The sequence below is a fragment of the Nonomuraea sp. NPDC049400 genome (assembly GCF_044466425.1).
Classification (GTDB): domain Bacteria; phylum Actinomycetota; class Actinomycetes; order Streptosporangiales; family Streptosporangiaceae; genus Nonomuraea.
Genome location: NZ_JBITMP010000001.1, coordinates 65,811 through 89,711, shown reverse-complemented (window position 1 = coordinate 89,711; position 23,901 = coordinate 65,811). Strand labels below are relative to the sequence as shown.

At 71.7% G+C, this 23,901-nt stretch carries 20 protein-coding genes; 14 read left to right on the top strand and 6 right to left on the bottom strand.

The annotated features are described in order from the left end of the window. Positions 1-138: 138 nt before the first annotated feature. From ACIBVN_RS00365 to ACIBVN_RS00340, 6 genes are all read left to right on the top strand, one after another. The gene (locus ACIBVN_RS00365; RefSeq protein ID WP_397131033.1) at positions 139-1,533 is read left to right on the top strand and encodes an FAD-binding oxidoreductase; all 1,395 of its coding nucleotides are present in this window, start codon (positions 139-141) and stop codon (positions 1,531-1,533) included. A 157-nt stretch (positions 1,534-1,690) separates the two neighbouring features. Then, positions 1,691-3,982 carry a protein kinase gene (locus tag ACIBVN_RS00360; RefSeq protein ID WP_397131031.1) on the top strand — a complete coding sequence of 764 codons (2,292 nt, stop codon included), beginning with the start codon at positions 1,691-1,693 and terminating at the stop codon, positions 3,980-3,982. Positions 3,983-4,100: 118 nt separating this feature from the next. Next, the gene (locus ACIBVN_RS00355) at positions 4,101-5,633 is read left to right on the top strand and encodes an acyl-CoA carboxylase subunit beta (protein WP_397131632.1); all 1,533 of its coding nucleotides are present in this window, start codon (positions 4,101-4,103) and stop codon (positions 5,631-5,633) included. After that, positions 5,630-7,507: a biotin carboxylase N-terminal domain-containing protein gene (locus ACIBVN_RS00350; protein ID WP_397131029.1), complete on the top strand. Its 1,878-nt coding sequence runs from the start codon at positions 5,630-5,632 to the stop codon at positions 7,505-7,507. The genes ACIBVN_RS00355 and ACIBVN_RS00350 overlap by 4 nt, the downstream gene beginning before the upstream one ends. After that, complete coding sequence (locus ACIBVN_RS00345) at positions 7,504-8,265, top strand: enoyl-CoA hydratase-related protein (RefSeq protein WP_397131028.1); 762 nt, start codon at positions 7,504-7,506, stop codon at positions 8,263-8,265. The genes ACIBVN_RS00350 and ACIBVN_RS00345 overlap by 4 nt, the downstream gene beginning before the upstream one ends. Beyond that, positions 8,250-10,037, top strand: a complete 1,788-nt coding sequence (locus ACIBVN_RS00340; protein WP_397131026.1) for an acyclic terpene utilization AtuA family protein — start codon at positions 8,250-8,252, stop codon at positions 10,035-10,037. The genes ACIBVN_RS00345 and ACIBVN_RS00340 overlap by 16 nt, the downstream gene beginning before the upstream one ends. On the opposite strand, the gene ACIBVN_RS00335 is transcribed toward ACIBVN_RS00340, so the two are convergent. Continuing rightward, a complete protein-coding gene (locus ACIBVN_RS00335) occupies positions 10,026-10,889 on the bottom strand; it encodes an ROK family protein (protein ID WP_397131024.1) in 864 nt (287 codons plus the stop codon). The two genes, ACIBVN_RS00340 and ACIBVN_RS00335, sit on opposite strands and share 12 nt — an antisense overlap. A gap of 27 nt (positions 10,890-10,916) precedes the next feature. On the opposite strand from ACIBVN_RS00335, the gene ACIBVN_RS00330 reads away from it, so the two are divergent. From ACIBVN_RS00330 to ACIBVN_RS00310, 5 genes are all read left to right on the top strand, one after another. Then, the gene (locus ACIBVN_RS00330; protein WP_397131022.1) at positions 10,917-11,723 is read left to right on the top strand and encodes a GNAT family N-acetyltransferase; all 807 of its coding nucleotides are present in this window, start codon (positions 10,917-10,919) and stop codon (positions 11,721-11,723) included. 264 nt (positions 11,724-11,987) lie between these two features. Further along, entirely contained in the window at positions 11,988-13,001 is a 1,014-nt protein-coding gene (locus ACIBVN_RS00325) for a phosphotransferase family protein (RefSeq protein ID WP_397131020.1), read from the top strand. A gap of 81 nt (positions 13,002-13,082) precedes the next feature. Continuing rightward, positions 13,083-13,343, top strand: a complete 261-nt coding sequence (locus ACIBVN_RS00320; protein WP_349454796.1) for a hypothetical protein — start codon at positions 13,083-13,085, stop codon at positions 13,341-13,343. A 57-nt stretch (positions 13,344-13,400) separates the two neighbouring features. Continuing rightward, complete coding sequence (locus ACIBVN_RS00315; RefSeq protein ID WP_397131018.1) at positions 13,401-14,252, top strand: helix-turn-helix domain-containing protein; 852 nt, start codon at positions 13,401-13,403, stop codon at positions 14,250-14,252. A 69-nt stretch (positions 14,253-14,321) separates the two neighbouring features. Beyond that, positions 14,322-14,588: a hypothetical protein gene (locus tag ACIBVN_RS00310; protein ID WP_349454798.1), complete on the top strand. Its 267-nt coding sequence runs from the start codon at positions 14,322-14,324 to the stop codon at positions 14,586-14,588. A 147-nt stretch (positions 14,589-14,735) separates the two neighbouring features. On the opposite strand, the gene ACIBVN_RS00305 is transcribed toward ACIBVN_RS00310, so the two are convergent. From ACIBVN_RS00305 to ACIBVN_RS00285, 5 genes are all read right to left on the bottom strand, one after another. After that, complete coding sequence (locus tag ACIBVN_RS00305; protein ID WP_397131016.1) at positions 14,736-14,915, bottom strand: hypothetical protein; 180 nt, start codon at positions 14,913-14,915, stop codon at positions 14,736-14,738. A 51-nt stretch (positions 14,916-14,966) separates the two neighbouring features. Next, positions 14,967-16,583 (bottom strand): IS200/IS605 family accessory protein TnpB-related protein, encoded by a 1,617-nt coding sequence (locus tag ACIBVN_RS00300; RefSeq protein WP_397131014.1) that lies wholly within the window; start codon positions 16,581-16,583, stop codon positions 14,967-14,969. 129 nt (positions 16,584-16,712) lie between these two features. Continuing rightward, positions 16,713-16,964 carry a hypothetical protein gene (locus tag ACIBVN_RS00295; protein ID WP_397131012.1) on the bottom strand — a complete coding sequence of 84 codons (252 nt, stop codon included), beginning with the start codon at positions 16,962-16,964 and terminating at the stop codon, positions 16,713-16,715. Positions 16,965-16,969: 5 nt separating this feature from the next. Further along, positions 16,970-17,443, bottom strand: a complete 474-nt coding sequence (locus tag ACIBVN_RS00290; RefSeq protein ID WP_397131010.1) for an ATP-binding cassette domain-containing protein — start codon at positions 17,441-17,443, stop codon at positions 16,970-16,972. A gap of 45 nt (positions 17,444-17,488) precedes the next feature. Further along, on the bottom strand, positions 17,489-19,855 hold the full coding sequence (locus ACIBVN_RS00285) for a GMC family oxidoreductase (RefSeq protein ID WP_397131008.1): 2,367 nt from the start codon (positions 19,853-19,855) through the stop codon (positions 17,489-17,491). 130 nt (positions 19,856-19,985) lie between these two features. On the opposite strand from ACIBVN_RS00285, the gene ACIBVN_RS00280 reads away from it, so the two are divergent. Genes ACIBVN_RS00280 through ACIBVN_RS00270 form a run of 3 tightly spaced genes read left to right on the top strand, consistent with a single transcriptional unit; the run spans position 19,986 to position 23,877 of the window. Further along, positions 19,986-21,050 carry an alpha/beta hydrolase gene (locus ACIBVN_RS00280; protein WP_397131006.1) on the top strand — a complete coding sequence of 355 codons (1,065 nt, stop codon included), beginning with the start codon at positions 19,986-19,988 and terminating at the stop codon, positions 21,048-21,050. Then, positions 21,047-21,946 carry an acetoacetate decarboxylase family protein gene (locus ACIBVN_RS00275; protein ID WP_397131004.1) on the top strand — a complete coding sequence of 300 codons (900 nt, stop codon included), beginning with the start codon at positions 21,047-21,049 and terminating at the stop codon, positions 21,944-21,946. The genes ACIBVN_RS00280 and ACIBVN_RS00275 overlap by 4 nt, the downstream gene beginning before the upstream one ends. A 23-nt stretch (positions 21,947-21,969) precedes the next feature. Then, a complete protein-coding gene (locus tag ACIBVN_RS00270; RefSeq protein WP_397131002.1) occupies positions 21,970-23,877 on the top strand; it encodes a peroxidase family protein in 1,908 nt (635 codons plus the stop codon). The last annotated feature ends 24 nt before the right edge of the window (positions 23,878-23,901 follow it).

The following is a 23,901-nucleotide window of genomic DNA, read 5'->3' as shown; positions in this document are numbered from 1 at the left end:
TGACATCCACCCGGGCAGTTTGGCCTTAAGTCACGACCTGCGCAAACCGCCGGGTGTACCGCGGCGTTTTGCCCCTACGGTGGGCCGCGTCCAGCGGCTCACCGCAGGTAGCGGTGTTTTGCACCTAGGGTGCATAGTGTGAGACCGATTGACGCATTGGTGAGCTCTCTGTCCGAAGCCCGCGTCGTGACCGACCCCGACGTGATCGACTCCTACGCCCGCGACCGCACGTTCGTGGAGCCCGGCAAGCCGCTCGCGGTGGTGCTGGCCACCTCCCGCGACGACGTGGTGACGACGATGAAGTGGGCCACCGAGCACCGGGTGCCGGTCGTGCCGCGCGGCGGGGGCACCGGTCTGGCGGGCGCCTCCGTCGCCGGTGACGGCTCGGTCGTCCTGTCGCTGGCCAAGATGACCGCGATCAGGGAGCTCTCCCCCGCCGACGAGATCGCCGTGGTCGAGCCCGGCGTCATCACCGCCGACCTGGACAGGGCCGCCAGGGAGCACGGGCTCATGTACGCGCCCGACCCGTCGTCGTACGAGATCTCCACGATCGGCGGCAACCTGGCCACGAACGCGGGCGGGCTGCGGTGCGTGAAGTACGGCGTGACCAGGGACTCGGCGCTGGGCCTCGAGGTCGTGCTGGCCGACGGCCGCATCCTGAACACCGGCCGGCGCACGATGAAGGGCGTCACGGGCTACGACCTGACGGGGCTGTTCGTCGGCTCGGAGGGCACGCTGGGCGTGATCACCGCTGCCACCGTGCGTCTGCGCCGGGCGCCCGCCGCGCCGCCGGCCACGTTCGCGGCCGAGTTCGGCTCGCTCCGGGACGCGGGCGCCGCCGTCTCGGCGATCATGGCGGCGGGCTGCGAGCCGTCACTCATGGAGCTGCTCGACCGGGCCACCCTGGAGGCCTTCGACGACTGGCGCAACATCGGGCTGGAGCCGGCCACGCAGGCCATGCTGATCGGCCAGTCCGACGCCATGGACAGCCAGGGCGCGATCGAGCGCATGGAGCGGCTCTGCGTGGAGAACGGCGCCTCGTTCGTGGCGGTGTCCTCCAGCCCGCAGGAGGCCGAGGAGCTGATCGCGCTGCGCCGGCTGGCGTACCAGGCCAAGGAGCGGCTCGGGGCGTGCCTGGTGGAGGACGTGTGCGTGCCGCGGTCCGTACTGCCCGACATGATCAGCGCCATCGAGGCGACGGCCGCGCGGCACGACGTGAAGATCGCCACGGTCGCGCACGCCGGGGACGGGAACCTGCACCCGGTCTTCATCTTCGACCGCGGGACGGCGGAGCCGCCCGCGGAGGTGTGGGCGGCGGCGGACGAGATCTTCAAGCACGCGCTGGAGCTCGGCGGCACCCTGACCGGGGAGCACGGGGTGGGCCTGCTCAAGCGGCGCTGGCTGGGGCTGGAGTCCGGCCCGGTGGGCACGGAGATCCAGCAGGGCATCAAGGCGGTCTTCGACCCCCTGGGCATCCTCAACCCGGGCAAGGCGATCTGGCCGGACGCCTCCGGCACCTTGACCAACCCGTGATATTGGGGGCGGATGCCCGCACGACCTGCGGCGTAAGACGAACTAATGCCTGACATTCTCCGTCAAAACATGAAACTTCTGGCAGGTCCGGCAGACGCCCCAACCATCACGCTGGTAGCGTTTTGCCTCATCCATTGGGTTGTTATGGGGGTCCGACGTGAATCAGTTCCAGCCGCTGGCGGCGGACGATCCGCGGCGGCTGGGGACGTATGACATCGTCGCCCGGCTCGGCGAGGGCGGTCAGGGCGTTGTCTACCTGGGCAAGGGCGAGTCCGGCGACCAGGTAGCGGTCAAGCTGCTGCACCACGCCCTCGTGGCCGACGCCGACGCCAGGACCAGGTTCCTGCGCGAAGTGGCGGTGGCGCAGCGGGTGGCCAGGTTCTGCACCGCTCCGGTGCTCCACGCCGACCTGGAGGGCAGCCGGCCGTACATCGTGAGCGAGTTCGTCCCGGGGCCGTCGCTGCGTGAGCTCGTCATCAACGAGGGCCCGCGGCGGGGCGCGGCGCTCGAACGGCTCGCGATCAGCACCGCCACGGCGCTCGCGGCCATTCACCGCGCCGGGATCCTGCACCGGGACTTGAAGCCGGCCAACGTGCTCATGGGGCCCGAGGGTCCCGTGGTGATCGACTTCGGCATCGCCCGTGCCCTGGACTCCCCTGGCGCCACGGCCACGGGGATGGCCATGGGCACGCCTTCGTACCTGGCGCCCGAGCAGCTCAGCGGGGCGGCGGTGTCGGAGGCGGCCGACGTGTTCGCGTGGGGCGTCACGATGGTGTTCGCCGCGACGGGCAAGCCCGCCTTCGGCGCCGACTCCATCCCCGTGGTGATGAACCGGATCCTGAACGAGGAGCCGGAGCTCGGGGGGATGGAAGGCGTGCTGGCCGAACTGGTGGCCGCCTGCCTGTCGAAGGACCCGACGCAGCGGCCCAGCGCGGACGACCTCATCGTCCACCTCACCGGCCAGCCTGCTCCGAAGTCCGCCATCGAGCCGGTGACGGGCCAGCAACTCACCTCCATCGCCGGCGCCGGGGCTGCCATCGCCGGTGCCGGGGCCGCCGCGCAGGCCGCCGGCGCCCCTGGTGGGCAGGCCGGCCCGGAGAGCGGCAAGCCCGGGCCTGGCGGCGACCTCTATCCCGGCCCCTGGACCCAGCCGGCTCACCCCGCTGGCGGCCCTCTCCAGACCGGCCCGCAGCCCATGCCGCAGACGGGCGCGTACGGCCACCCGGCCGCAGCCGCACAGGGCGGTCCCGGGCAGGGCGGCCCCGCGCAGGGCGCTCCCGGGCAGGGCGGTCCTGCGCAGGGGGCCTCCCCCATGGGCGGAGTGCCGGCGGGCGGCCCGCAGGCGGGGATGCCCGGCAACGGCCCCATGCCCGGCGTGCCGGGTATGCCGCCCGGCCAGGCCCCGCAAGGCGCCACTCCCCACGGAGCCCCTCAGACGCCTCAGGGCGTCCCCCACGGCGCCATGCCGGGTGCGGCCGCCTCCGGCATGCCACCGCACGGCCCCGGCATGGCTCAGGGCCAGTCCCCCTTCCAGGGCGGAACCCCGAACGGACCGGCGAGGCCCGGCGGCCCGTCCCGCCCCGGTAACGGCGCGCCCACGAAGCAGCGCCGCACCATGATGCTCTCCCTGTCCGGGGCCGCGGTCGCCACCCTCCTCGTGGCCGGCGCCGTGGTGATCAACGCGAAGAGCGAAAAGGTCCCGGTGGTGGCCGTGGACAACTCCTCCAACAACACCAACGGCGACGGCCAGGGCGCGGGCCAGCCCGTCGACCCGCCGACCACGGCGCAGACCCCCGACCCGGCGGTCCCCACCGACACCGCCGCCCCGGTGCCCACCCTGGACGTCGAGCCCACCAAGACCAAGAAGGTCACCAAGCACCCCGAGAAGCCCATCTCCCAGGTCCCGGACCCGGTCACCCACGCTCCCACCACGCAGCCCACGACGGCCCAGCCGCCCAAGCACACGCCGACCCCGACGCAGACCAAGAAGAAGCGGTCGCAGACCATGGTCGACCCGGAAAGCGTGGATCAGGGGGGCCAGCCCGACGGGCAGCCGAGTTCCGGCCCCACGTCCACCGTCCGTCCTACCGGCGGGACCGGCAAGACGTACACCCCGCGCAAGCCCAACACGGCCAGTGCGACGGCCCTGTGCGGCGCCGGCTACAAGGTCGTCGACTCGCACGCCCTGGGCGCCAACGCCACGATCTACCTCCTCTACAACACCTCTGCGGGCAAGAACTGCGTGGTCACGATGTCGCGCATGATTTTCCCGGAAAGGGTGCAGATGAACGCGATCCTCCAGGTGAAGGGCGGTTCCAGCGCCAGCGCTCCGGGCAAGGTCCCCGCCAACGCGGGCCCGGTCCGCCTGCCTGCGAAGCAGAAGTGCGTGATCTGGGGCGGCTCCTGGGCGGAGAAGTCCTGGAAGTCCGGTTGGAGCCACTGCTCCTGACCAACGACGTACGCGCGAACGGGCCCCTGTTACGGGGCCTTTCGTGCGTTAGCGTGTTGACGTGATCAGGAGCAGGCTCGACCCTGAGGGCGCCGACTACCGCGGTCGGCGCGAATCCATGCTCGCCAAGCTGAACGAGCTCGACGCCGAGCAGGCCAAGGCGGTGGCCGGGGGCGGCGAGAAGTACGTCGAGCGGCATCGCAGGCGCGGCAAGCTGCTGGCCAGGGAGCGCATCGAGCTGCTGGTCGATCCCGACTCCCCGTTCCTGGAGCTGTCGCCGCTGGCCGCCTGGGGCAGCGAGTTCCCCGTGGGGGCCGGCATGGTGTCGGGGATCGGGGTGATCGAGGGGGTCGAGTGTGTGATCACGGCCAACGACCCCACGGTGCGCGGTGGCGCCTCCAATCCGTGGACGCTGAAGAAGTCACTGCGCGCGGCGGACATCGCGCTGCAGAACCGGCTCCCGTACGTGAACCTGGTCGAGAGCGGCGGTGCGGACCTGCCGACGCAGAAGGAGATCTTCATCCCGGGTGGGCGGATATTTCGGGGCCTGACCCGGTTGTCGGCCGCGGGCGTTCCGACCATCGCGCTCGTGTTCGGGAACTCCACGGCAGGCGGCGCGTACGTGCCCGGAATGAGCGACTACGTGGTGATGGTGCGGGACCGAGCAAAAGTGTTCCTCGGCGGTCCGCCCCTGGTGAAGATGGCCACCGGGGAGGAGTCGGACGACGAGTCGCTGGGCGGCGCCGAGATGCACGCCAGGATCAGTGGCCTGGCCGACTACCTGGCCCAGGACGAGCACGACGCGCTGCGGATCGGACGGCAGATCGTACGTTCGCTCAACTGGGCGAAGCAGGGCGTCACCCCGCAGCCGGCGCGCGAGCCGAGATACCCGGCCGACGAGTTGCTGGGGATCGCCCCCGAAGACCTGAAGGTGCCGTTCGACCCCCGCGAGGTGATCGCGCGGGTGGTGGACGGGAGCGAGTTCGAGGAGTTCAAGCCGCTGTACGGCGCCTCGCTGGTGACCGGCTGGGCGCGCGTCCACGGCTACCCGGTGGGCGTGCTGGCCAACGCGCGCGGCGTGCTGTTCAGCGAGGAGTCGCAGAAGGCGACCCAGTTCATCCAGCTCGCGAACCAGTCGCGCACTCCGCTCCTCTTCCTCCAGAACACGACCGGTTACATGGTCGGCAAGGACTACGAGCAGGGCGGCATCATCAAGCACGGCGCCATGATGATCAACGCCGTCTCCAACTCGACCGTGCCCCACATCACCATCGTCATGGGCGCCTCGTACGGCGCGGGGAACTACGGCATGTGCGGGCGCGCGTACGAGCCCCGCTTCCTGTTCAGCTGGCCGAGCGCCAAGTCGGCGGTGATGGGGCCCGCGCAGCTCGCCGGGGTGCTGTCGATCGTGGGGAGGGCGTCGGCGCAGGCCAAGGGGCAGGTGTACGACGAGGAGGCGGACGCGGCGATGCGCGCGATGGTGGAGGCCCAGATCGAGGCGGAGTCGCTGCCGTTCTTCCTGTCGGGCCGCCTGTACGACGACGGGGTCATCGACCCGCGCGACACGCGTACCGTGCTGGGCATGTGCCTGTCGGCGGTCAACAGCGCGCCGGTGCCGGAGCCGGCCGGATTCGGGGTGTTCCGGCCGTGATCACCCGTCTGCTGGTCGCCAACCGGGGCGAGATCGCCCGCCGGGTCTTCCGTACCTGCGGGTCGCTCGGCATCTCCACGGTCGCCGTCTTCTCCGACCCCGACGCGGACGCGCCGCACGTGGCCGAGGCCGATCTGGCGGTACGGCTGCCCGGCGCCCGCCCGTCCGACACGTACCTGGACATCGGACGCATCCTGCATGCCTGCCGCGCCACCGGTGCGGATGCCGTGCATCCCGGATATGGCTTCCTGTCCGAGAACGCGGACTTCGCGCGGGCCGTGCTGGAGGCAGGGCTGGTGTGGGTCGGCCCGCCGCCGGAGGCCATCGCCGCCATGGGGTCCAAGGTCGAGGCGAAGCGGCTGATGGCGGAGGCGGGGGTGCCCGTGCTTCCTTCGCTCGATCCGGCGGCACCAGGGGAGTTCCCGGTGCTGGTGAAGGCGTCCGCGGGCGGGGGCGGGCGCGGCATGCGGATCGTGCGTGAGCCCGGGGAGCTGGCCCTGGAGGTGGAGTCGGCGCGCAGGGAGTCGGCGGCGGCGTTCGGGGACGGGACCGTGTTCGTGGAGCCGCTGCTGGAGGCGGCCAGGCACGTCGAGGTGCAGGTGCTGGCCGACCGGCACGGCACCGTGTGGACGCTGGGCGAGCGGGAGTGCAGCGTGCAGCGGCGGCACCAGAAGATCGTCGAGGAGTGCCCCTCGCCCGGGATCACGGCCGAGCTGCGGGAGCGGCTGTGCGAGGCGGCGGTCAGGGCCGCGCGGAAGATCGGCTATGTCGGGGCCGGGACGGTGGAGTTCCTGGTCAAGGGCGATCGGGTGGCGTTCCTGGAGATGAACACCCGGCTCCAGGTCGAGCATCCGGTCACCGAGCTGGTCCACGGCGTCGATCTCGTCCGGCTGCAGCTCGAGGTGGCCGAAGGGGCGCCGCTCCCGGCGGCGCCGCCCGAGCCTGCCGGGCATGCGGTCGAGGTGCGGCTTTACGCGGAGGACGGGGACTATCTGCCGCAGAGCGGGGTGTTGCGGCGGTTCGAGGTCTCCGGGGATGTGCGGGTGGACTCCGGGGTGGAGTCAGGGTCGGTGATCTCGCCGTACTACGACCCGATGCTGGCGAAGATCATCGGGTACGCGTCGACGCGGGCCGAGGCGGTGCGGAAGCTGGTCACGGCGCTGCGGCGGGCGAGGCTCCACGGGGTTGCGACCAATCGCGATTTACTGGTGGACATCCTGATGAGTCCGGCGTTCGCGGCGGGCGACACCCACACCGGCTTCCTCGCCCCGGACGGCCCGCTCCGCGGCGCCGCGCCGCGGCAGGAGGCCGGCGAGCTGCCGGTGCTGGCCGCCGCCCTCGCCATGGCCGCCGCCAACCGCCGCCGGGCGAAGGTGCTGCCGGGCCTGCCGAGCGGCTGGCGCAACGTACGCTCCCAGTCCCGCCGCGCCCGCTTCGAGGAGGCCGAGGTCGTCTACGATCCGCTGCCCGACGGCGTCACCGTGGTCGGCGCGGAGCCGCAGGAGGTGGTCCTGGAGCAGGACGGCGTCCGGCAGAGCTTCCAGGTGGCCCAGTACGACGAGGACGGCAAGATCTACGTCGACCACGCCGGCGGTTGCGCCGAGCTGACCCCGCTCCCCCGCCTCCCCGAGCCGGTCGAGCACGTGGCGCCCGGATCCCTGCTCGCCCCCATGCCGGGCAGCGTGCTGCGGGTCGAGGTGGAGGCCGGCGACCGGGTGGTGAAGGGGCAGGCGGTGCTGGTGCTCGAGGCGATGAAGATGGAGCATCGGATCGCGGCGCCCTCCGGCGGAGTGGTGTCCGGCGTACACGTCGAAAAGGGCCAGCAGGTCGACGCGGGTGCGGTGCTGGCGATCATTCAGGAGGAGACTTCATGACGAGCCTGGTGCACAAGGACCTGGCGAAGGGCGTCGCGACCATCACGCTGGACTCGCCGCCCAACCGCAACGCCCTGTCCGTACGGCTCCTCGCCGAACTGTCGGAGCGGCTGCACTGGGCGCTGGCCGAGCCGGAGGCCAGGGTGATCGTGCTGACCGGCACGGGGCACGTGTTCTGCTCGGGCGCGGACATCAAGGAGCAGAAGGCTTCCGGCGCGCCGGTGACGGCGTCGTTCCCGGAGATCCTCACCCTGATCTGGGAGAGCCCGAAGCCGGTCATCTGCCGGCTCAACGGCACCGCGCGGGCGGGCGGTCTTGGACTGGTGACGGCGTGCGACTTCGCGATCGCGCCGCTGACGGCGTCGTTCGCGTTCTCCGAGGTACGGCTCGGGGTCGTGCCCGCCATGATCTCGGTGCCGGTGCTGCGCAGGGTCGAGCCCAGGGCGGCGGCCGAGTACTTCCTGACCGGCGAGGTGTTCGACGCCGCCCGCGCGGCGGAGATCGGGCTGCTCACGCGGGCCGTGCCGGAAGAGGAGCTGGACGCGACGGTCGCCCACTACGCGGACCTGCTGATCAAGGGTGGGCCGGAGGCGCTGGCCATCACGAAGCGGCTGGTCAGGGAGGTGCCGGGGATGTCGTTCGAGGAGGGGCTGCGGCGGATGACCGAGCTGTCCGCCGAGCGCTTCACTTCGCAGGAGGGGCAGGAGGGCATCGCCGCGTTCAAGGAGAAGCGGCCTCCCAAGTGGGCCGCCCTCTGATGACGCTGCGGGTCGCGAACTGCAGCGGTTTCTACGGCGACCGCCTCTCGGCCGCGCGCGAGATGGTCGAGGGCGGGCCGATCGACGTGCTGACCGGCGACTGGCTGGCCGAGCTGACCATGCTCATCCTGGCCGGCAACCGCCTCAAGGGGCGCCCGGGGTACGCGCCGACGTTCCTCCGTCAGCTGGAGGACGTGCTCGGCCCTTGCCTCGATAAGTCCATAAAAATCGTGACAAACGCTGGCGGCCTGGACCCGGCCGGCTGCGCCGAGGCCGTTCACGACCTGGCCACCCGCCTCGGCCTCTCCCCCACGATCGCCCACATAACGGGCGACGACCTCACCGGCCATCCCCTGGACCTGACCAACGCGGACACCGGCGAGCCCTTGGCCGCCACCCCGCTGACCGCGAACGCCTACCTCGGCGGCCGCCCCATCGCCGCCGCCCTGTCGGCGGGCGCGGACGTGGTCGTGACCGGCCGCGTGACGGACGCCGCCCTGGTGACGGGTCCTGGCATCTGGCGGTACGGGTGGGGGCCCGACGACCTCGACCCGCTGGCGGGCTCGGTGGTCGCGGGGCACATCATCGAGTGCGGCTGCCAGGCGACGGGCGGGAACTACGCGTTCTTCCAGGACGTACCGGATCTGGCGCACTGCGGCTTCCCGCTCGCGGAGCTGCGCGCGGACGGCTCCGCGGTGATCACCAAGCACCCGGGCACCGGCGGTCTGGTCTCGATCGGCACGGTGACGGCGCAGCTCGTGTACGAGCTGGGCAGCCCGCGCTACCTGGGCCCCGACGTGGTCGCCAGGTTCGACACGATCACGTTGTCGGACGACGGCCCCGACCGGGTCCTGGTCTCGGGCGTCCGCGGCGAGCCGCCGCCGGACACGCTGAAGGTGGCCGTCAACTACCTGGCGGGCTACCGGAACACGATGACCCTCGTGCTGACGGGCCTGGACGTGGAGGCCAAGGCCAGGACGGCGGAGGAGGCACTCTGGGCCCGCGTCCCCCGGGACTCCTTCGACGAGGTGGACGTGACGCTGACGGACTCGGGGCTGCTGCGGATCACCGTCATGGACGCCGACGAACGCCGGGTCGGCCGCGCCTTCTCCGCCGCCGTGGTGGAAACGGGGCTGGCCAGCTACCCGGGTTTCTACGGCCTCACGCCACCGGGCGACGCCTCGCCGTACGGGGTGTACTGGCCTGTGCTCGTGCCCGCCTCGGAGGTCCACCCGCGGATCTTCCTCAACGGCAAGGAACTGCCCCGACCCGCCCTCACCTCCGGCGACCGGCCCACCCGCGCGACGGCCGCCCCCATCACGCCCGGGACAGCGCGCGCCGCAGACGCGGGAAGCGACGCGCCCGACGCCCGCGCACAAGCCACCGGGGCGGAGAGCGGCCAAGGAGCCGAGGCGTGGGCAGCAGGCGGACGCCTGGGGACCGTGCGGGTGCCGCTGGGGCGGATCGCCGGGGCTCGCTCGGGAGACAAGGGCGGGAACGCCAATCTGGGCGTCTGGACGGACACGCAAGAGAGGTACGACTGGCTGGCGGCCCACCTGACGCCGGACACCCTCACAGGCCTCCTCCCGGCCCTCGCGCCCTACCGCGTCGACCGCTACGAGCTGCCCAACATCAAGGCGCTCAACTTCGTCATCCATGGCCTGCTGGGCAGGGGCGTGGCGGCCAGCCCGAGGATGGACCCCCAGGCGAAGGCCCTCGGCGAGGAGCTGCGGGCGAAAGAAGTCGACCTCCCCCAGCACCTACGCGGCTGACCGCCAGCCCAGCAGCCCCGCCCCGAGCAGCCCGGCCTCGGTCCCGAGCGACGACGTCACCACCTCCGGCGGCCGGCGGAACTCCAGCCGCCCCGCCAGCCGCTGCCGAAGCGGCACGAGCAGCGCGTCCCCGGCCAGCGACACACCGCCCCCGATGACGATCCGCGCGGGGTCGAGCAGCAGCGTGTACGTGGCCAGCGCCAGGGCGAGCGCGTCCATGGCCGACGACCAGACCTCCGCCGCCCGTTCGTCCCCCTCGGCGGCCCGCCGCACCACGTCCGGCGCCGTCCCCGAGCCGTAGCGCGCCGCGATGGCCCCGCCCGACGCGTATGCCGCCAGACATCCCCGCTGCCCGCACCCGCACGCCACGCCGTCGGGCCGGACCGGGATGTGCCCGATCTGCCCGGCCCATCCCCCGGCTCCCCCGTACAGCGAGCCAGACAGGACGACAGCACCCGCGATGCCCGTGCCGATGGGGAGGAACAGCACGTCGTCCCCGCCGGCCCCGTACGCCAATTCCGCCTCCCCCGCCGAGCGGACGTCGTGCCCGAGCGCCACCGGCAGGTCCACGTCCGTGAACGACGAGACGGGCACGTCCCGCCACCCGAAGGCCGCGGAGAAGACGGCGTGGGTGGGCGTGACCAGCCCGGGCACCGCCAGCCCCACGGCCACCGGGCGCAGCCCGGCCCGGGGCCGCGCCAGGTCGGCGACGAAGGCGGAGACGGCGGCGATCACCCGCTCGGTGCCACGGGGTGTGTCACGGCGCTCAATGTGCAGAATCGTCCCGTCTCGGGCGACAAGCCCGCCCTTGATGGTCGTGCCGCCTACATCAACCGCAACGACGCAATCCATCCGTCCATCGTCCCTTAAAGTCCCACTATGACCATCCGTCGCCTCACCCGACACGACCTGGACGACTGCGCCCGCCTGGCCAAGGACCGCGGCTGGCTGCCCGAGCGGCACAAGTGGCGCCTGTTGTTCGAGGTCGGCGAGCCGTACGGCATCGACGCCCCCGACGGCGACGGCCTGGCCGCCACGAACATCCTGACCCGCTACGGCGACGACCACGCCGTGATCAGCATGGTCCTCACGGCGTCGCGGTTCGCGAGGCAGGGCCTGGCCCGCAGGCTCATGGAGCACGTGCTGGAACAGGCCGGGCCCCGCACGGTCTCCCTCCACGCCACGGACAACGGCCGCCCGCTTTATGAGCAGCTCGGGTTCCGCGTGGTCGGCAGGGCCGCCAAGCACACGGGCGTCTTCGCAGGCGAGCCGTCCGGCAGAACCCGCCCCGCCACGGAGGCCGACCTCGACGAGATCCTGGCTCTGGACGCCGAGCTGTTCGGCACGGACCGGTCGGCGGTGCTGCGGCGGATGTTCGGGTTCGGGGTGCAGGTGCGGATCGCGGACGGCGGCTTCGGCCACTGCTGGCGCAACGACGACAACACCGTGATCGGCCCGGTCGTGGCGCGGGACGAGGAGACGGCGCGGGCGCTGATCGGCGACCTGGCGCTGCACGCGGGCGGCGAGGTGCGGATGGACTTCGACCTGGCCATGGACGGCATGGTCAGGTGGGCGGCCGAGCACGGCGTCGGCGACCCGTGGCCGGTCTCGAAGATGGTGCGCGGCGGCGACCTGCCCGGCGAGCGCGCCTGCCAGTTCCTCCCGTTCATGCAAGCCCTCGGCTGACGCCCCGCCCGGTCACGGCGCGGCCCATGGAGTGGCGGCCCCACGGGTGGAGGCGCCAGGCGGGGGCTGCCGCCAACGACGCAGCCGCCGGACACGCGAGGCACGAGCACGCAAGGCACGAGCACGCAGGGCCCGAAGTGCCACCGCGGACACGTGACAGGGCTGCCGGGCATGCAGTGCGGCGGCGGGGGCGGTGGGTTGACCATTGGTGTGGCGCTCTCGTAAGGTCGGCAACCCGAACAAGGTTCTGTCGAAGGGCGGGTCATGACCACCACCCACATCGACGTCACCACCATCGACTTCGCCGCACTCGGCACGTGGATGGACGCCCAGGGACTGCCCGGCGGCCCGATCACGGGTGAGGCGCCGGTGCTGGGCGGTACGCAGAACGTCATGGTCCGCTTCGAGCGCGGCGGTCGCCCGTACATCCTGCGCAGACCGCCCATGCACGCCCGCCGCAAGAGCAACGAGGTGCTGCGCCGCGAGGCGCGGGTGCTGGCGGCGCTGCGGGACACGCCCGTCCCCGCGCCCAGGCTGGTGGCCGCGCAGACCGCGCAGGAGCCGGTGTTCTACCTGATGGAGCCGGTCGACGGGTTCAGCCCTTCGACCGGGCTCCCGGAGCCGCACGCGTCCGACCCGGCGATCAGGCACCGCATGGGGCTGGAGGCCGCCGCCGCGCTGGCCGAGCTGGGGCGGGTCGATCCGGGGGTGCTGCCGGGGTTCGGCAGGCCGGAGGGGTTCCTGGAGCGGCAGGTGCCGCGCTGGCTCAAGGAGCTCGACTCGTACGGCGAGCTCGACGGCTATCCGGGGCCCGACATTCCGGGTCTGTCCGAGACGGCCGACTGGCTCGCGCGCCATCTCCCCCGTACGTTCACGCCGGGCATCATGCACGGCGACTATCACTTCGCGAACCTGATGTTCGCCTGCGACGGCCCCCGCGTCGCCGCGATCGTGGACTGGGAGATGTGCACGATCGGCGACCCGCTGGTCGACCTCGGCTGGCTGCTGGCCACCTGGCCGAGCAACAACGGCCACGTCCCCGGGCTACCGGAGCCGCGCGAGCTGATCGCGTACTACGCGGCGCTGTCCGAGCGTGACATGTCGGCCATCGACTGGTACGCGGTCATGGCCTGCTTCAAGCTCGGCATCGTCCTCGAGGGCACGCACGCGCGGGCCTTCGCGGGAAAGGCGCCCAAGGACATAGGGGACACACTCCACGCAACCACCCTGGAGCTGTTTGAACGGGCACGGGAGTTCATGGACGGGATTCTCAGCTGATTTCCGGAAAAACGATCACCTACTCTCCCCCGAGCCGTACAATTGCGCGCAATTGCACCTGATCATCGGGGAAGGATCGTCATGCGCATGCGGTTCCTCGGCTCCACCTCGGAGGCGGGCGCCTGCCCCACCCTGTACGAGACCGACCGCGGCACCATCGTCGTGCAGGGTCTGCAGGTCACCGACGCCGAGGCGCTCGCGGACCTCCGGGACGTGCTCGACGGCGAGGTCGCGGTCGAGGTCCCACGCGAGCTCATCACCGAGATCGCCCGCCGGGTCCTGCCTGACGGCACGGCAACCGCTTTCCCAAGCAGTGAGGGAACACCGTCGGCAACCGGTTGATCACATTTCCCCTTGGCTCTGGCATGATCGATACGGACCGGGCTAGCCTCTTGCGGCGTGACGTCGTTTCAGCAGGCGCGCGTCGACCTGGGCAGCCAATTACGCCAGCTGCGTGAGGCCGCACAGCTGTCCGGCAAGGAGCTGGCGCAGCGGCTGCGCTGGCAGCCGTCCAAGGTCTCCCGGCTGGAGAACGCCCGCCAGACCGCCACCGAGGATGACGTGGTCGTGTGGGCGAAGGCCGTGCGCGCCTCGCCCGACACGACGGACGAGCTGATCCGGCAGGCCATCGCGCTGCTGGAGCGGCACGACGACTGGAAGCAGCGCCACCGCAGCGGCTTGGCCGCCATCCAGGAGGACATCCGCGACCTGGAGTCGCGGACGAAGCTGTTCAGGGTGTTCGAGCCGGGCATCATCGTGGGCCTGCTGCAGACCTCCGAATACGCCAGGCACGTGTTCCGCAAGGTCAAGCGCCTCTACAGCGCCGCCGACCAGATCGACGCCGCGGTGCGGGTGCGGATGCAGCGCCAGGAGATCCTCTACGACCGGACGCGGACGTTCAGGTTCGTGGTGACGGAGGCGGCGCTGCGCACCGCCCTCGCGCCACCCGAGGTGATGCGCGGCCAGCTGGACCGATTACTCGCCGTCAGTACGCTGCCGAACGTGGAGTTCGGCGTGATCCCCTTCTGCTCCGAGCTGCCGTCCAGCCCGATCAACGGCTTCTGGATCTACAACGAGGCAATGGTCTCGGTCGCCACCATGACGAAGGACCTGGTCCTTCGCGAACCGGATGACATCGCCTTCTACGTACGGGCCTTCGACGACTACGCGAAGGTGGCGGAGCTCGAGGAAGCCGGACGGGCCATCATCCTCAGAATTCTTCACGAATACCGCAAACAAACATCACATTAACCACAGCAATTGCTTGCCTCCTCCCCCAAGATCGTGCAATTCTGTCGCGAGACGTTGCGGAGGTGACGCATGATGCTTGATACCGCGCTCTGCCTCGAGCGGTTCGCCTGGCACGCGGGTCGTCACGCTGACCTGTCGGTCCAGAGCCTCGCCTTGTCGAGCGACCCGGCATATGTGTCGGTCCGCAACCGCTTCTCGGCCACCCTCGCGGAGACGGTGACGTGCTCCGACGAGGGCGCGTACATCACCTCGTGGGGCTACCGCCTCGGCACGGCGCAGGACGTCGAGTCCGCCGCCGCCCGCCTCGCCTTCCTCCTCGCCGCCCTCCCCGCCTGACCGGCGTCTGCGCGCGAGCCCGCTCCGCGCCACCCACACGATGGCACCCTGACGCCCAGCCCGCCCCGTCTCCGGGTCGCGGGCGAGCTCAGGCGGCAGGTGCGCGCCGGCCCACGGTGGCAAGTCCCCGAGCCGGGCGACCGTGGGTCAGCAGCCCGCCTTGTAGAGGACCTTCTGCACCTCCGGCTGGTCCACGTTCTGGGTGGTGACGATGGTGGCGTCCGTGGGGATCGACGGAGTGACCTGCTGCCCCTTGACGGCGGCCACGGCCTGCTCCACGCCCTTGGCGCCGATGTCGCCGGGCAATTGCGCGATGAGCGCCTGCACGACGCCGTCCTTCAGCTGCTTGACCTGAGCGGGACCGGCGTCGAACCGTTCCTAAGGACTGAGCATGAGTTGCGCATGCTCGGCCGAATGCTCCGAACGGTGTTGAGCGTTCTGGTCGCCCGCGTTCGCGCCGCGTCCGGGCGGCACGGATCGTGTCCGTGGTCCGGGGATGCGGGGGCGGGGTCCCTCACGCCCGCGGACTTGCGTTCCGGCCTGGATGGTCCGATGCCCCTGCTCATCGCTCTGGTGGGCAGGGGGCGGTGCCGTCCGACGCCGGATCGGGTGCCCTTGGGCGCGTCTGCCGATCGCCACGGCGGCTGCGTCGTGGCGCGTGGTCGTGCGAGTCTTTGTGGTGAGGGGCTTTTGCCAGTGCTGGGCGCCCCACTTGGAGGTGTAGGCCGGGTCGGCGGCGATGATCGCGATCCCGGTGGCGTCGGCCATCGAGGTCAGCCGGGCGCGCAACTTGCTGGTGGGCATGCCGGAGATGAGCTTTCGGAAGCGTTTGCGGCGGCCGTGCTTCTCCCGGCTCTTCTCTGCCTGAAAGTCGAGGTCTTCGATGGCGATGGCCTTCACCCCGCAGGTGCGTGCCCAGTGCAGCAGCCGGGTCAGGGCGTGGCGAACCTGGGCGTCACGATGCTCGGCGTTCCCGGACAGGTCGTAGGAGAAGCGGCGGGGGTTGCCGATCGGGTTGCCGTGCACATCCAGGCGCCAGGCGGCCAGGTGGTCGGCGTTGGTGTCCACCCCGATCACCCCCGCGGCGAGCGCAGCGGCCATCGGCGCGGTGGGGGCGGCAGGGCGTTGCCAGGAGGCGGTGATGTACCAGCGTCCCCGCGCCGCCTCCAGATGGATGCGGTAGGCCACCGCCCGGTTGGCCTCGATCCGATCGGCCCATTCGGTGCCCCGGTGGGCGAAGGCCACCCGGCAGGCTAGCACGTAGCGGCCGTGTGGCGCGTTGGCCAGGTGCGCCAGCGGGACGGGCAGCTTGATCGACACTTGGCCGTCAGGGGTGATGCGGATGGTCTCGTTTCCGTAGCGTTTGCCGGACTCGCCGTCGGCGGCCAGGAACCAGCGTGCGGCCTCCCACCGCTGCCGCCATCCGTCCTGGGTGAGCTCGGTGGCGTCCAGGTGGTGCCGGGCGCGGGCGAGTCGTTTGCCGCCCCGCACCACACGGACCCGCCCGGCTCGGTGATCGGCCCGCAGCCGCTTCAGCCGGTCGCGCAGCACGCCCAGGCGACGGGACTTGGCGAACCACTCCAGCCGGGAGCGGTAACCGCCCGGCTCCTTGCCGGTGCCCTTCTTCCCAACGGGCAACGACAGCCGGCGCGTGATCGTGGCGATGGCAGCGGCAAGGCCGCGGATATGGTCGGCCTGGCAGCGGCGAGCCAGCGCCCACTGATCGTGGGACGCTCTGGTGATGGCCCCTGCCCAGCGTGCCGACGACTGCTCGGTCAACTCGCGCTTGCGGGCCGCCCACGTGGCAGCGCAGTGCCCCAGCCCGTCGGCGCATCGGGTTTTCAGGTCGGCGGAGGCCAGCGCGCCCAGATGCGCACCGACCAGGCGCAACACCTCGTCATCCTCAGGTGTGAGGTGCTTGAGCCGATCGCGGACGGCGACACCAGACGGGCCAGGCACCACGAAGGCTGGGGCGATCGCGCGCAGCTCAGTCATGCTGGAGGGCCTCCGGCGCGATGCCGGCGCGGTCCATGGCCGATCGGCGAGGGCTCCATGCGGACGGCACATGTGGATCGCAGCCGGACAGGCACGTTGGCATGACTGGCACTCACTCCTCCCGGCCTTTTACGCTGCGTGGCCGCAACGATACCAAGAGTTGACTCTGTCAGGCAGAACATATGCGCGATAAGCCTCGGAGAAATGCGCAACGCAGCCCCACGGTCTGGAGGCGACGACGGAATTCACGATCGGCGTCTGCAGCGTCGGGTCGAACTGCTGCGGCCCCTGGACGTCCAGCGCCACACTCGGCTCCTTGGCCTTGGCCTTCGCGCCGGAGGCAATGATCTCGTAGAACTCCTCTCCCGCCAGTCCCTCCACGAAAGTCACCCTGATCTGTCCGACCCGCCGGACAGCGCGGAGACCGGCGCGGTCTGGGACGCGAGCCGCACGCCGAGCCGCTCGCAGGCTTCGCGCGTGGCGCGGCGCATGGCCGCGTTGTCCAGCACGCCGAGCCGGCCGAGCAGGCCGGTCTTGAGCCGTTCCCTGCCGAGGAAGAAGTTGGCGGCGGAACTGAGGTCGGCGCAGAGGGCGAGGTCCTGGTAGACGGTCTCGATCCCGGCGCTCCTGGCCTCCTCGACCGACCCGAACGCCACCGGCTCGCCGTCGATCTCGATCGTCCCCGAGTCCGGCCGTTCGACGCCGGAGAGGATCTTTGCCAGCGTGGACTTGCCCGCGCCGTTGTCGCCGATCAGCGCGACCACCTCGCCGGGCCCCAGGGTGAAGTCCGCGCCGCGCAACGCCTCGACGTGGCCGTAGCTCTTCACGATCCCGCGGGCGGCGATCAACGGTACGGCCATAAGAACATCAATAATGCGATTGACACCGTTGTCAAGGCGCACATTTCACGGCACCCGTGACACCGCCGCGAGATCGCGGTAGGCGTCCCACAGCTCGCCCAGGAACAGCCGCCCGAACCTGCCCAGCGCGGCCGGCCCGTCCGGCCCCCAGGTGCGGAACGTCGTGAGCTGGTGCATGAAGTCCGGCAGGTGGATCCTGATGACGCCCGCGGCGACCACCTCGGCCCCCGCGTCGCCCGCCGGGGCGGTGTGCCCGCGCAGGATCCGGACGTACAGGGTCGAGGTGTCGCGCCACACGTCGGCTCCGGGGTCGTCGTGCACGTCCTTGTGCCCGGTGAGCGTGAACGCGGCGCCGCCGTCCCCGGTGAAGTGGAGCCGGTAGAGCATGCGCCGCCGCGACGGGTCCTCGCCCGGCACGAAGAGGTTGAACCACCCGGCCCGCACCGGCAGGCGGCCGCCGCCGAGCACGGGGCAGCTCACCCACCCGGCCGCGGACGCCTCGTGCCCGGCGTCCGCCGCGAACCGTTCGACGTCGTCGGCGGTGATGGTCAGGTGGACCGCCAGCCGGTGCTCGTTCGCGCGCCCCAGCCGCTCGCCCTCGTCCGGGTCGGCGGAGCCGGGCATGACGTGGCCGCGCATCTCCTCGGTGAAGCTCAGGCCCGTCGCCTCTCGCCCGGCTCCGGCCGCCACGAACGCCGGCGAGGTCTCCAGGACCCGCTCGCAGGCCCGGTCCGAGAGCGCGGCGATGGTGAGCGCGGGATTGACGCCGACCGGGCCTGGCACGCACGCGCCGTCGAGGACGTACAGGCCCGGATGGCCGAACACCTCGCCGTACTCGTCGACGACGCCCTCGCCGGGGTGCCGTCCCATCGGGGCGCCGCCGAGCGGATGCACCGTGATCACCCTGCGGGCCAGCCAGAGCGGGCTGTCGTGGTAGCCGGCCTTCAGGAGCCGGGCCATGTCCCGCATGACCGAGCGCATCGCCGTGAAGTACGGCATGGACGTGCTCGTCGTCCAGTCGACGTCGAGATAGCCGCGGCGCAGGCGCATGACGCCGTCGGGAACGTCGCGGCCCATGCCGAGCAGGCCCAGCGACCCGTCTGACAGGCGCCCGTCGCCGAGCAGCGCGGCCAGTTCGGCGTTGATGCGGGTCTGCGGCGAGCGGCTCAGGGCGGCCGCGAGCCTGCCCAGCGCGAACATGCCGGCCCTCCTGGCCACGCCGCGCACCCCGGCGAACTCCGCCAGCCATTCGACGAAGGGCGGGTAACCCGCGTCCTCGACCAGGAATCCCCGGCGGCTCCCAGACCCTGTGTCGGCCGCGTCCGGCACCCGGATGGCGCTGGTGATCACCGGCCCGCGGCTGCTCTCCAGCGAGCGGTGACCGCCCGCGCCGTCCCGGGCGCGCGTGAGCATGGTGAGCAGGTCGCCGTTGCCGCTGAAGCGGGTGCCGAGCATGGGGCTCAGGCCGGGAAACTCCGCCCTGCAGGTCAGCAGCAGGTACGTCGTGCCGAGCGCGCCCGCGGCCAGCACGAGCCGATCGCAGCTGATCGTGCGCTGGGGCAACCGCCGGGTGCGGACCCGCCGCCGTTCCTCGCGCGGTTCGTGCACGACGTAGCTCACGGCGTAGCCGCCGCGCGGGGCGGGAGCCAGCCACCGCACCTCATGCAGGGTGCGGATGTCGGCGCCGGCGTGCCGGGCGGCCGACAGGTAGGTGTGGTCGAGGGAGTTCTTCGCGCCGTCGTTGCAGCCGAGATCGCACTCGCCGCGCAGCCTGCACGTCGTGCGCGGCAGTCCGTGCAGGTTGCCGTACTCCGGGTCCGGGATGGGCAGGCCGGGAACGGGACGGGCGCCGGGCTCCGGAGCGAAGGCGACGGCCAGCGGCGGCAGCTCCCACTCCAGCCCCAGCCGCGCGGCCGTCTCGCGCATGGCGAGGGCCTTGGCCGTCGTGTCGTACGGCGGCACGTCCAGGGGGTAGCGCTGGGGCCGCAGCATCCGCTCCACCGCGTCGTAGTGCGGGTCGAGGTCGGCCCTGGTCACGGGCCAGTGCTCGTGGCCGCCGCCGGGCAGCGGGCTCTCCCGGACGAACCACCGCTCCGGCTTGCGCAGCAGCACATTGGCGTAGATGAGGGAGCCGCCGCCGAGCCCGCTGGAGACGGCCGCCGCGAGCCCGCGGAAGCTCCACAGGTCGAACAGGCCGTACATGCCCTCGCTCGGGTCCCACAGGTTGCGTGCCATCGCGGCGGGCGCGCGCGGGAACGAGCCCGGCGGATACGGCCGGCCGCGCTCCAGCACGACCACCCGCAGCCCGGCCGCCGCGAACCGGTAGGCCGCCACGGCGCCGCCGAACCCCGAGCCCACGACGACGACGTCAGCGTGCTCGCCGGCTGGGCGTCTCGCCTGCTGAGAGCGCATATCTCCCCCTCGCCCTTCCTGACCGGAAATGTGGGGGGAGGTAGACTCAAAGAGTAACCGACCGGTGAGCTGAGCACCGGGATCAGGAGTCCAGAGCAGGGTCGCGGCGGCAGGCCCGGATCGTGGCGATATGCATGGACGACCCGTTACACGTGAACGCCTCATACCCTTCACCGCCGGTGACGGCAAGAATCTGCGCCTCGTCAACGTGCGCGGGCCCGCCCCGCCGGCCAGGGCTCCGGTCCTGCTCGTGCACGGTGCGGGCGTGCGGTCCGGGGTGTTCCGGGCGCCGGTGCCGGTGAACGTCGTGGACGCGCTCGTCGCGCGGGGCTACGACGTCTGGCTGGAGGACTGGCGGGCGAGCATCGAGGTGCCGCCCAACCCGTGGACCCTGGACCAGGCGGCGAGGTACGACCACCCCGCCGCCGTGCGCAAGGTCGTCGAGGAGACCGGGGCGGACCACGTCAAGGCGATCATCCACTGCCAGGGCTCGACCTCGTTCATGATGTCCGCCTGCGCCGGCCTGGTGCCCCAGGTCGACACGATCATCACGAACGCGGTGTCGCTGCATCCGGTCGTCCCGCCCTGGTCGCGGGCCAAGCTCCGCTACGCCGTGCCGGTCGTCTCCAGGTTCCTGTCCTACCTCGATCCCTCCTGGGGGGACCAGCCGCCACCGGGCGCGGCCAGACTGATCACACGGCTGGTGAAGGCTTCCCACGCCGAGTGCGGGAACACGGTGTGCAAGCTGGTCAGCTTCACCTACGGCAGCGGGTTCCCCGCGCTGTGGCGGCACGAGAACCTCGGCGGCCACACGCACGACACGTGGATCCCGCGCGAGTTCGGCCCGGTGCCGCTGACCTTCTTCCGCCAGATGGACCAGTGCGTACGCCGCGGCCGCCTGGTCGCGTACGAGCACCTCGAGGGCCTGCCGGACGACTACACGGCGCAGGAGCCGCGTACCGACGCCCGGGTCGTCTTCCTGGCGGGCGAGCTGAACCGCTGCTTCCTTCCGGACAGCCAGCGCCTGTCCTACGACTTCTTCGCCCGCTTCGCCCCTGGCCGCCATGCCCTGCACGTCCTTCCCGGATACAGCCACCTGGACGTGTTCTTCGGCGAGCGCGCCCACCTCGACGTCTTTCCGCTGATCATCGAGGAGCTGGCCGGCACCCCGGCCCGGCACAGGGGGGAGCGATGACCTTCGCCGCAGGGCGCCGGCGCACGGCCGGCCGCTTCGCCAACGTGGACGGCATCCCGTTCCGCATGCCGGTGGGGACGCCGGGCAGCCCGGCGCTCCTCGCCGCCTACCCGATCGACCCGCGCGCCGCGCGTGAGGTGGTGCCGGAGGAGTTGCGCCCGCACCGGATCCGCGGCGCGGGGGTGCTGGTCATCGCGGTCGTGGACTACCAGGACACCCCGATCGGCAGCTACGTGGAGCTCTGTGCCGGCATCCTGTGCGCGCGGAGCGACCGGCCAGCGCCGCCTTTGCCGGCCGGCAAGGTCTTCGGCACCGGCGTCTACATCTGCGACATGCCGGTGAGCACCGAGATCTCGGTCAAGGGCGGCCTCGGCATCTGGGGCATGCCCAAGCGGCGCGCCTCCCTCGACTTCGTGGTGGGCGAATCGACGGTCAGCAGCCAGTACGACCTCGACGGGCAGATGGTCATGCGCGTGGACGTTCCGCGCCCGGCGCGGGCGTGGCTGCCGCTGCGCCTCACCGGCACCGGCTACGCGTCCTTCCGCGGGATGCTCGTGAAGTCGTCCGTCACGCTCCGCGGCCGGATGGGCGTCACGCGGGGAGCCGGCCCGGACAGCCGGCTCCTCATCGGCGACCACGAGCGGGCGGCGTGGCTGAAGCGGCTGGACGTGGGCGACCGGCCGTTCCTGACCGCCTTCATCCCCGCCTTGCGCGGGGTTCTCGACGACCACGTGGAGAGCTGGTTCCTCACCTCGGCCTCGCCTCTCCCGCCGCCCGGGGACGGCCTGGGGGCTGTGGTCGGCCTGGGGCTCGGGCAGGATCGGCTGCCGCCTCCCGACCGCGCCGGGAGCGACCGTCTCCTGGAGCCGCGCGAGCACGTCACGCAGATGCCGTAGCCGACCACTCACCGGGAGATCCGATGAAACGCCGCCCGATCCTCCGTACCGCCGCCCGCGTCACCGCGCCCGAGTCCACCCGCGCCGCCGTGCGTTACACCGGCGCCCGGGAACGGCCGGTCACCGGGGCGGGTTACCGCAGCTCGTGGTTCTGGACGGCCTACGACGCCGTGGCCGAACTGCTGGACCGTCGATTCGGCTGGGACCGGCTGCCCACCCCGCTCGGCCTGGCGGTCCTGGTGGGGGTCCGCAACCGGCTGCGCAAACGGAACCTGTACGACACCGGCCACCTGCCTGCCGCCGGCCCGCCGCCACCCGCTCCTGACCCCGCCGGCCATGACGTACGGCGGACCGCCGACGGCTCGTACAACGACGTGGACCACCCGGCCATGGGCATGGCCGGGACCCGGTTCGGGCGCAACGTCCCGCTCGACCACGCCTTCGCCGAGCCGCCCGAGCGGGTCATGACGCCGAACCCGCGCCTGGTCAGCCGGCGGCTCATGACGCGCACCCGCTTCCAGCCCGCAAGCTCCCTCAACGTCCTCGCCGCGGCCTGGCTGCAGTTCATGATCAGGGACTGGTTCAGCCATGGGCGCAGCCCGTCGGAGGACCCGTGGACCATCCCGCTGGAGCCGGGCGACGACTGGCCGGAACCCCTGCTGACGATCCCGCGGGTCCCGCCCGACCCGACTCGCCCGCCCGGGTACCAGGGACCCGCGACCTCGCTGAACACGCTCACCCACTGGTGGGACCTGTCACTCGTCTACGGCACCAGCGACGAGGAGCAGCGCGCCATCCGCACCGGGAACGGCGGCAAGATCCGGCCGCGCCCGTCGGGAGTGCGGGCGATGACGGGGGCCGAGGCCGACCCGGCCCGCGAACCGGGCTTCTGGCTCGGCCTGGTGATGCTGCAGGGGCTGTTCGAGCGCGAGCACAACGCCATCTGCGAACGGCTCCACGCCGAGTATCCGGCCTGGGGCGACGACGAGCTGTTCGAGCGCGCCAGGCTGATCAACGCCGCGCTGGTCGCCAAGATCCACACCGTCGAGTGGACACCCGCGGTCATCGGCCACCCGACGGCGGTGGTCGGCCTGCGGGCCAACTGGTGGGGCCTGGCCTCCGAGCGGCTCAACAGGGCAGTGGGCAGGATCAGCGGGAGTGAGGCGATCAGCGGCATCCCGGGTTCGCCGACCGACCACTTCGGGGTGCCGTACAGCCTCACCGAGGAGTTCACGGCCGTCTACCGGATGCATCCGCTGATGCCCGACGACTACAGCCTGCGCTCACTGCGCGATGACTCCGGCATCCGGCAGAGCACGTTGCGCGAGCTGTCCGGCCCCGCCGCGCTCCAGGTCGCCGCGGCCGTCCCGGCCGCCGACCTGCTGTACTCCTTCGGGACCGAGCACCCGGGCGCGATCGTCCTGCGGAACTTCCCGCGCATGCTGCAGGAGTTCGAACGCCCCGACGGCCGCCTGATGGACCTGGCGGCCACCGACCTGATCCGCTGCCGCGAACTGGGCGTGCCCCGCTACAGCGACTTCCGCGAACTGCTCCACCTGCCGCCGCCGAGCGGATTCGACACGCTCACGGACGATCCGGCGCTGGCGGCGGAGCTGCGGGAGGTGTACTCGGACCGGCTGGAGGACGTCGACCTGATCGTGGGCATGTTCGCCGAGAAGCGCCCGCGGGGGTTCGCCTTCAGCGACACGGCCTTCCGGGTCTTCGTCCTCATGGCCTCCAGGAGGCTCAACAGCGACCGGTTCTTCACCACCGACTACGCCGAGCGCGTCTACACCGGGGCCGGGCTGGACTGGATCGCGGACAGCAGCATGGCCTCCGTGCTCCTGCGCCACCACCCGGAGCTCCGCCCGGCCCTGCACCGCGTGGACAACGCCTTCGCCCCGTGGCGCCGGTCCCGCGGCGCGGCCTGACCGGCATGCTTGGCGGGGTGAGGC

Excerpts from the sequence above, each read along its gene's own strand:
- ACIBVN_RS00345 (WP_397131028.1), top strand. The coding sequence starts at position 7,504 with ATGACGAGCCTGGTGCACAAGGACCTGGCGAAGGGCGTCGCGACCATC.
- ACIBVN_RS00275 (WP_397131004.1), top strand. The coding sequence starts at position 21,047 with ATGACCTTCGCCGCAGGGCGCCGGCGCACGGCCGGCCGCTTCGCCAAC.
- ACIBVN_RS00270 (WP_397131002.1), top strand. The coding sequence starts at position 21,970 with ATGAAACGCCGCCCGATCCTCCGTACCGCCGCCCGCGTCACCGCGCCC.
- ACIBVN_RS00325 (WP_397131020.1), top strand. The coding sequence starts at position 11,988 with ATGACCACCACCCACATCGACGTCACCACCATCGACTTCGCCGCACTC.
- ACIBVN_RS00320 (WP_349454796.1), top strand. The coding sequence starts at position 13,083 with ATGCGCATGCGGTTCCTCGGCTCCACCTCGGAGGCGGGCGCCTGCCCC.
- ACIBVN_RS00330 (WP_397131022.1), top strand. The coding sequence starts at position 10,917 with ATGACCATCCGTCGCCTCACCCGACACGACCTGGACGACTGCGCCCGC.
- ACIBVN_RS00290 (WP_397131010.1), bottom strand. The coding sequence starts at position 17,443 with ATGGCCGTACCGTTGATCGCCGCCCGCGGGATCGTGAAGAGCTACGGC.
- ACIBVN_RS00280 (WP_397131006.1), top strand. The coding sequence starts at position 19,986 with ATGCATGGACGACCCGTTACACGTGAACGCCTCATACCCTTCACCGCC.
- ACIBVN_RS00300 (WP_397131014.1), bottom strand. The coding sequence starts at position 16,583 with ATGACTGAGCTGCGCGCGATCGCCCCAGCCTTCGTGGTGCCTGGCCCG.
- ACIBVN_RS00285 (WP_397131008.1), bottom strand. The coding sequence starts at position 19,855 with ATGCGCTCTCAGCAGGCGAGACGCCCAGCCGGCGAGCACGCTGACGTC.
- ACIBVN_RS00310 (WP_349454798.1), top strand. The coding sequence starts at position 14,322 with ATGATGCTTGATACCGCGCTCTGCCTCGAGCGGTTCGCCTGGCACGCG.
- ACIBVN_RS00335 (WP_397131024.1), bottom strand. The coding sequence starts at position 10,889 with ATGGATTGCGTCGTTGCGGTTGATGTAGGCGGCACGACCATCAAGGGC.
- ACIBVN_RS00355 (WP_397131632.1), top strand. The coding sequence starts at position 4,101 with ATGCTCGCCAAGCTGAACGAGCTCGACGCCGAGCAGGCCAAGGCGGTG.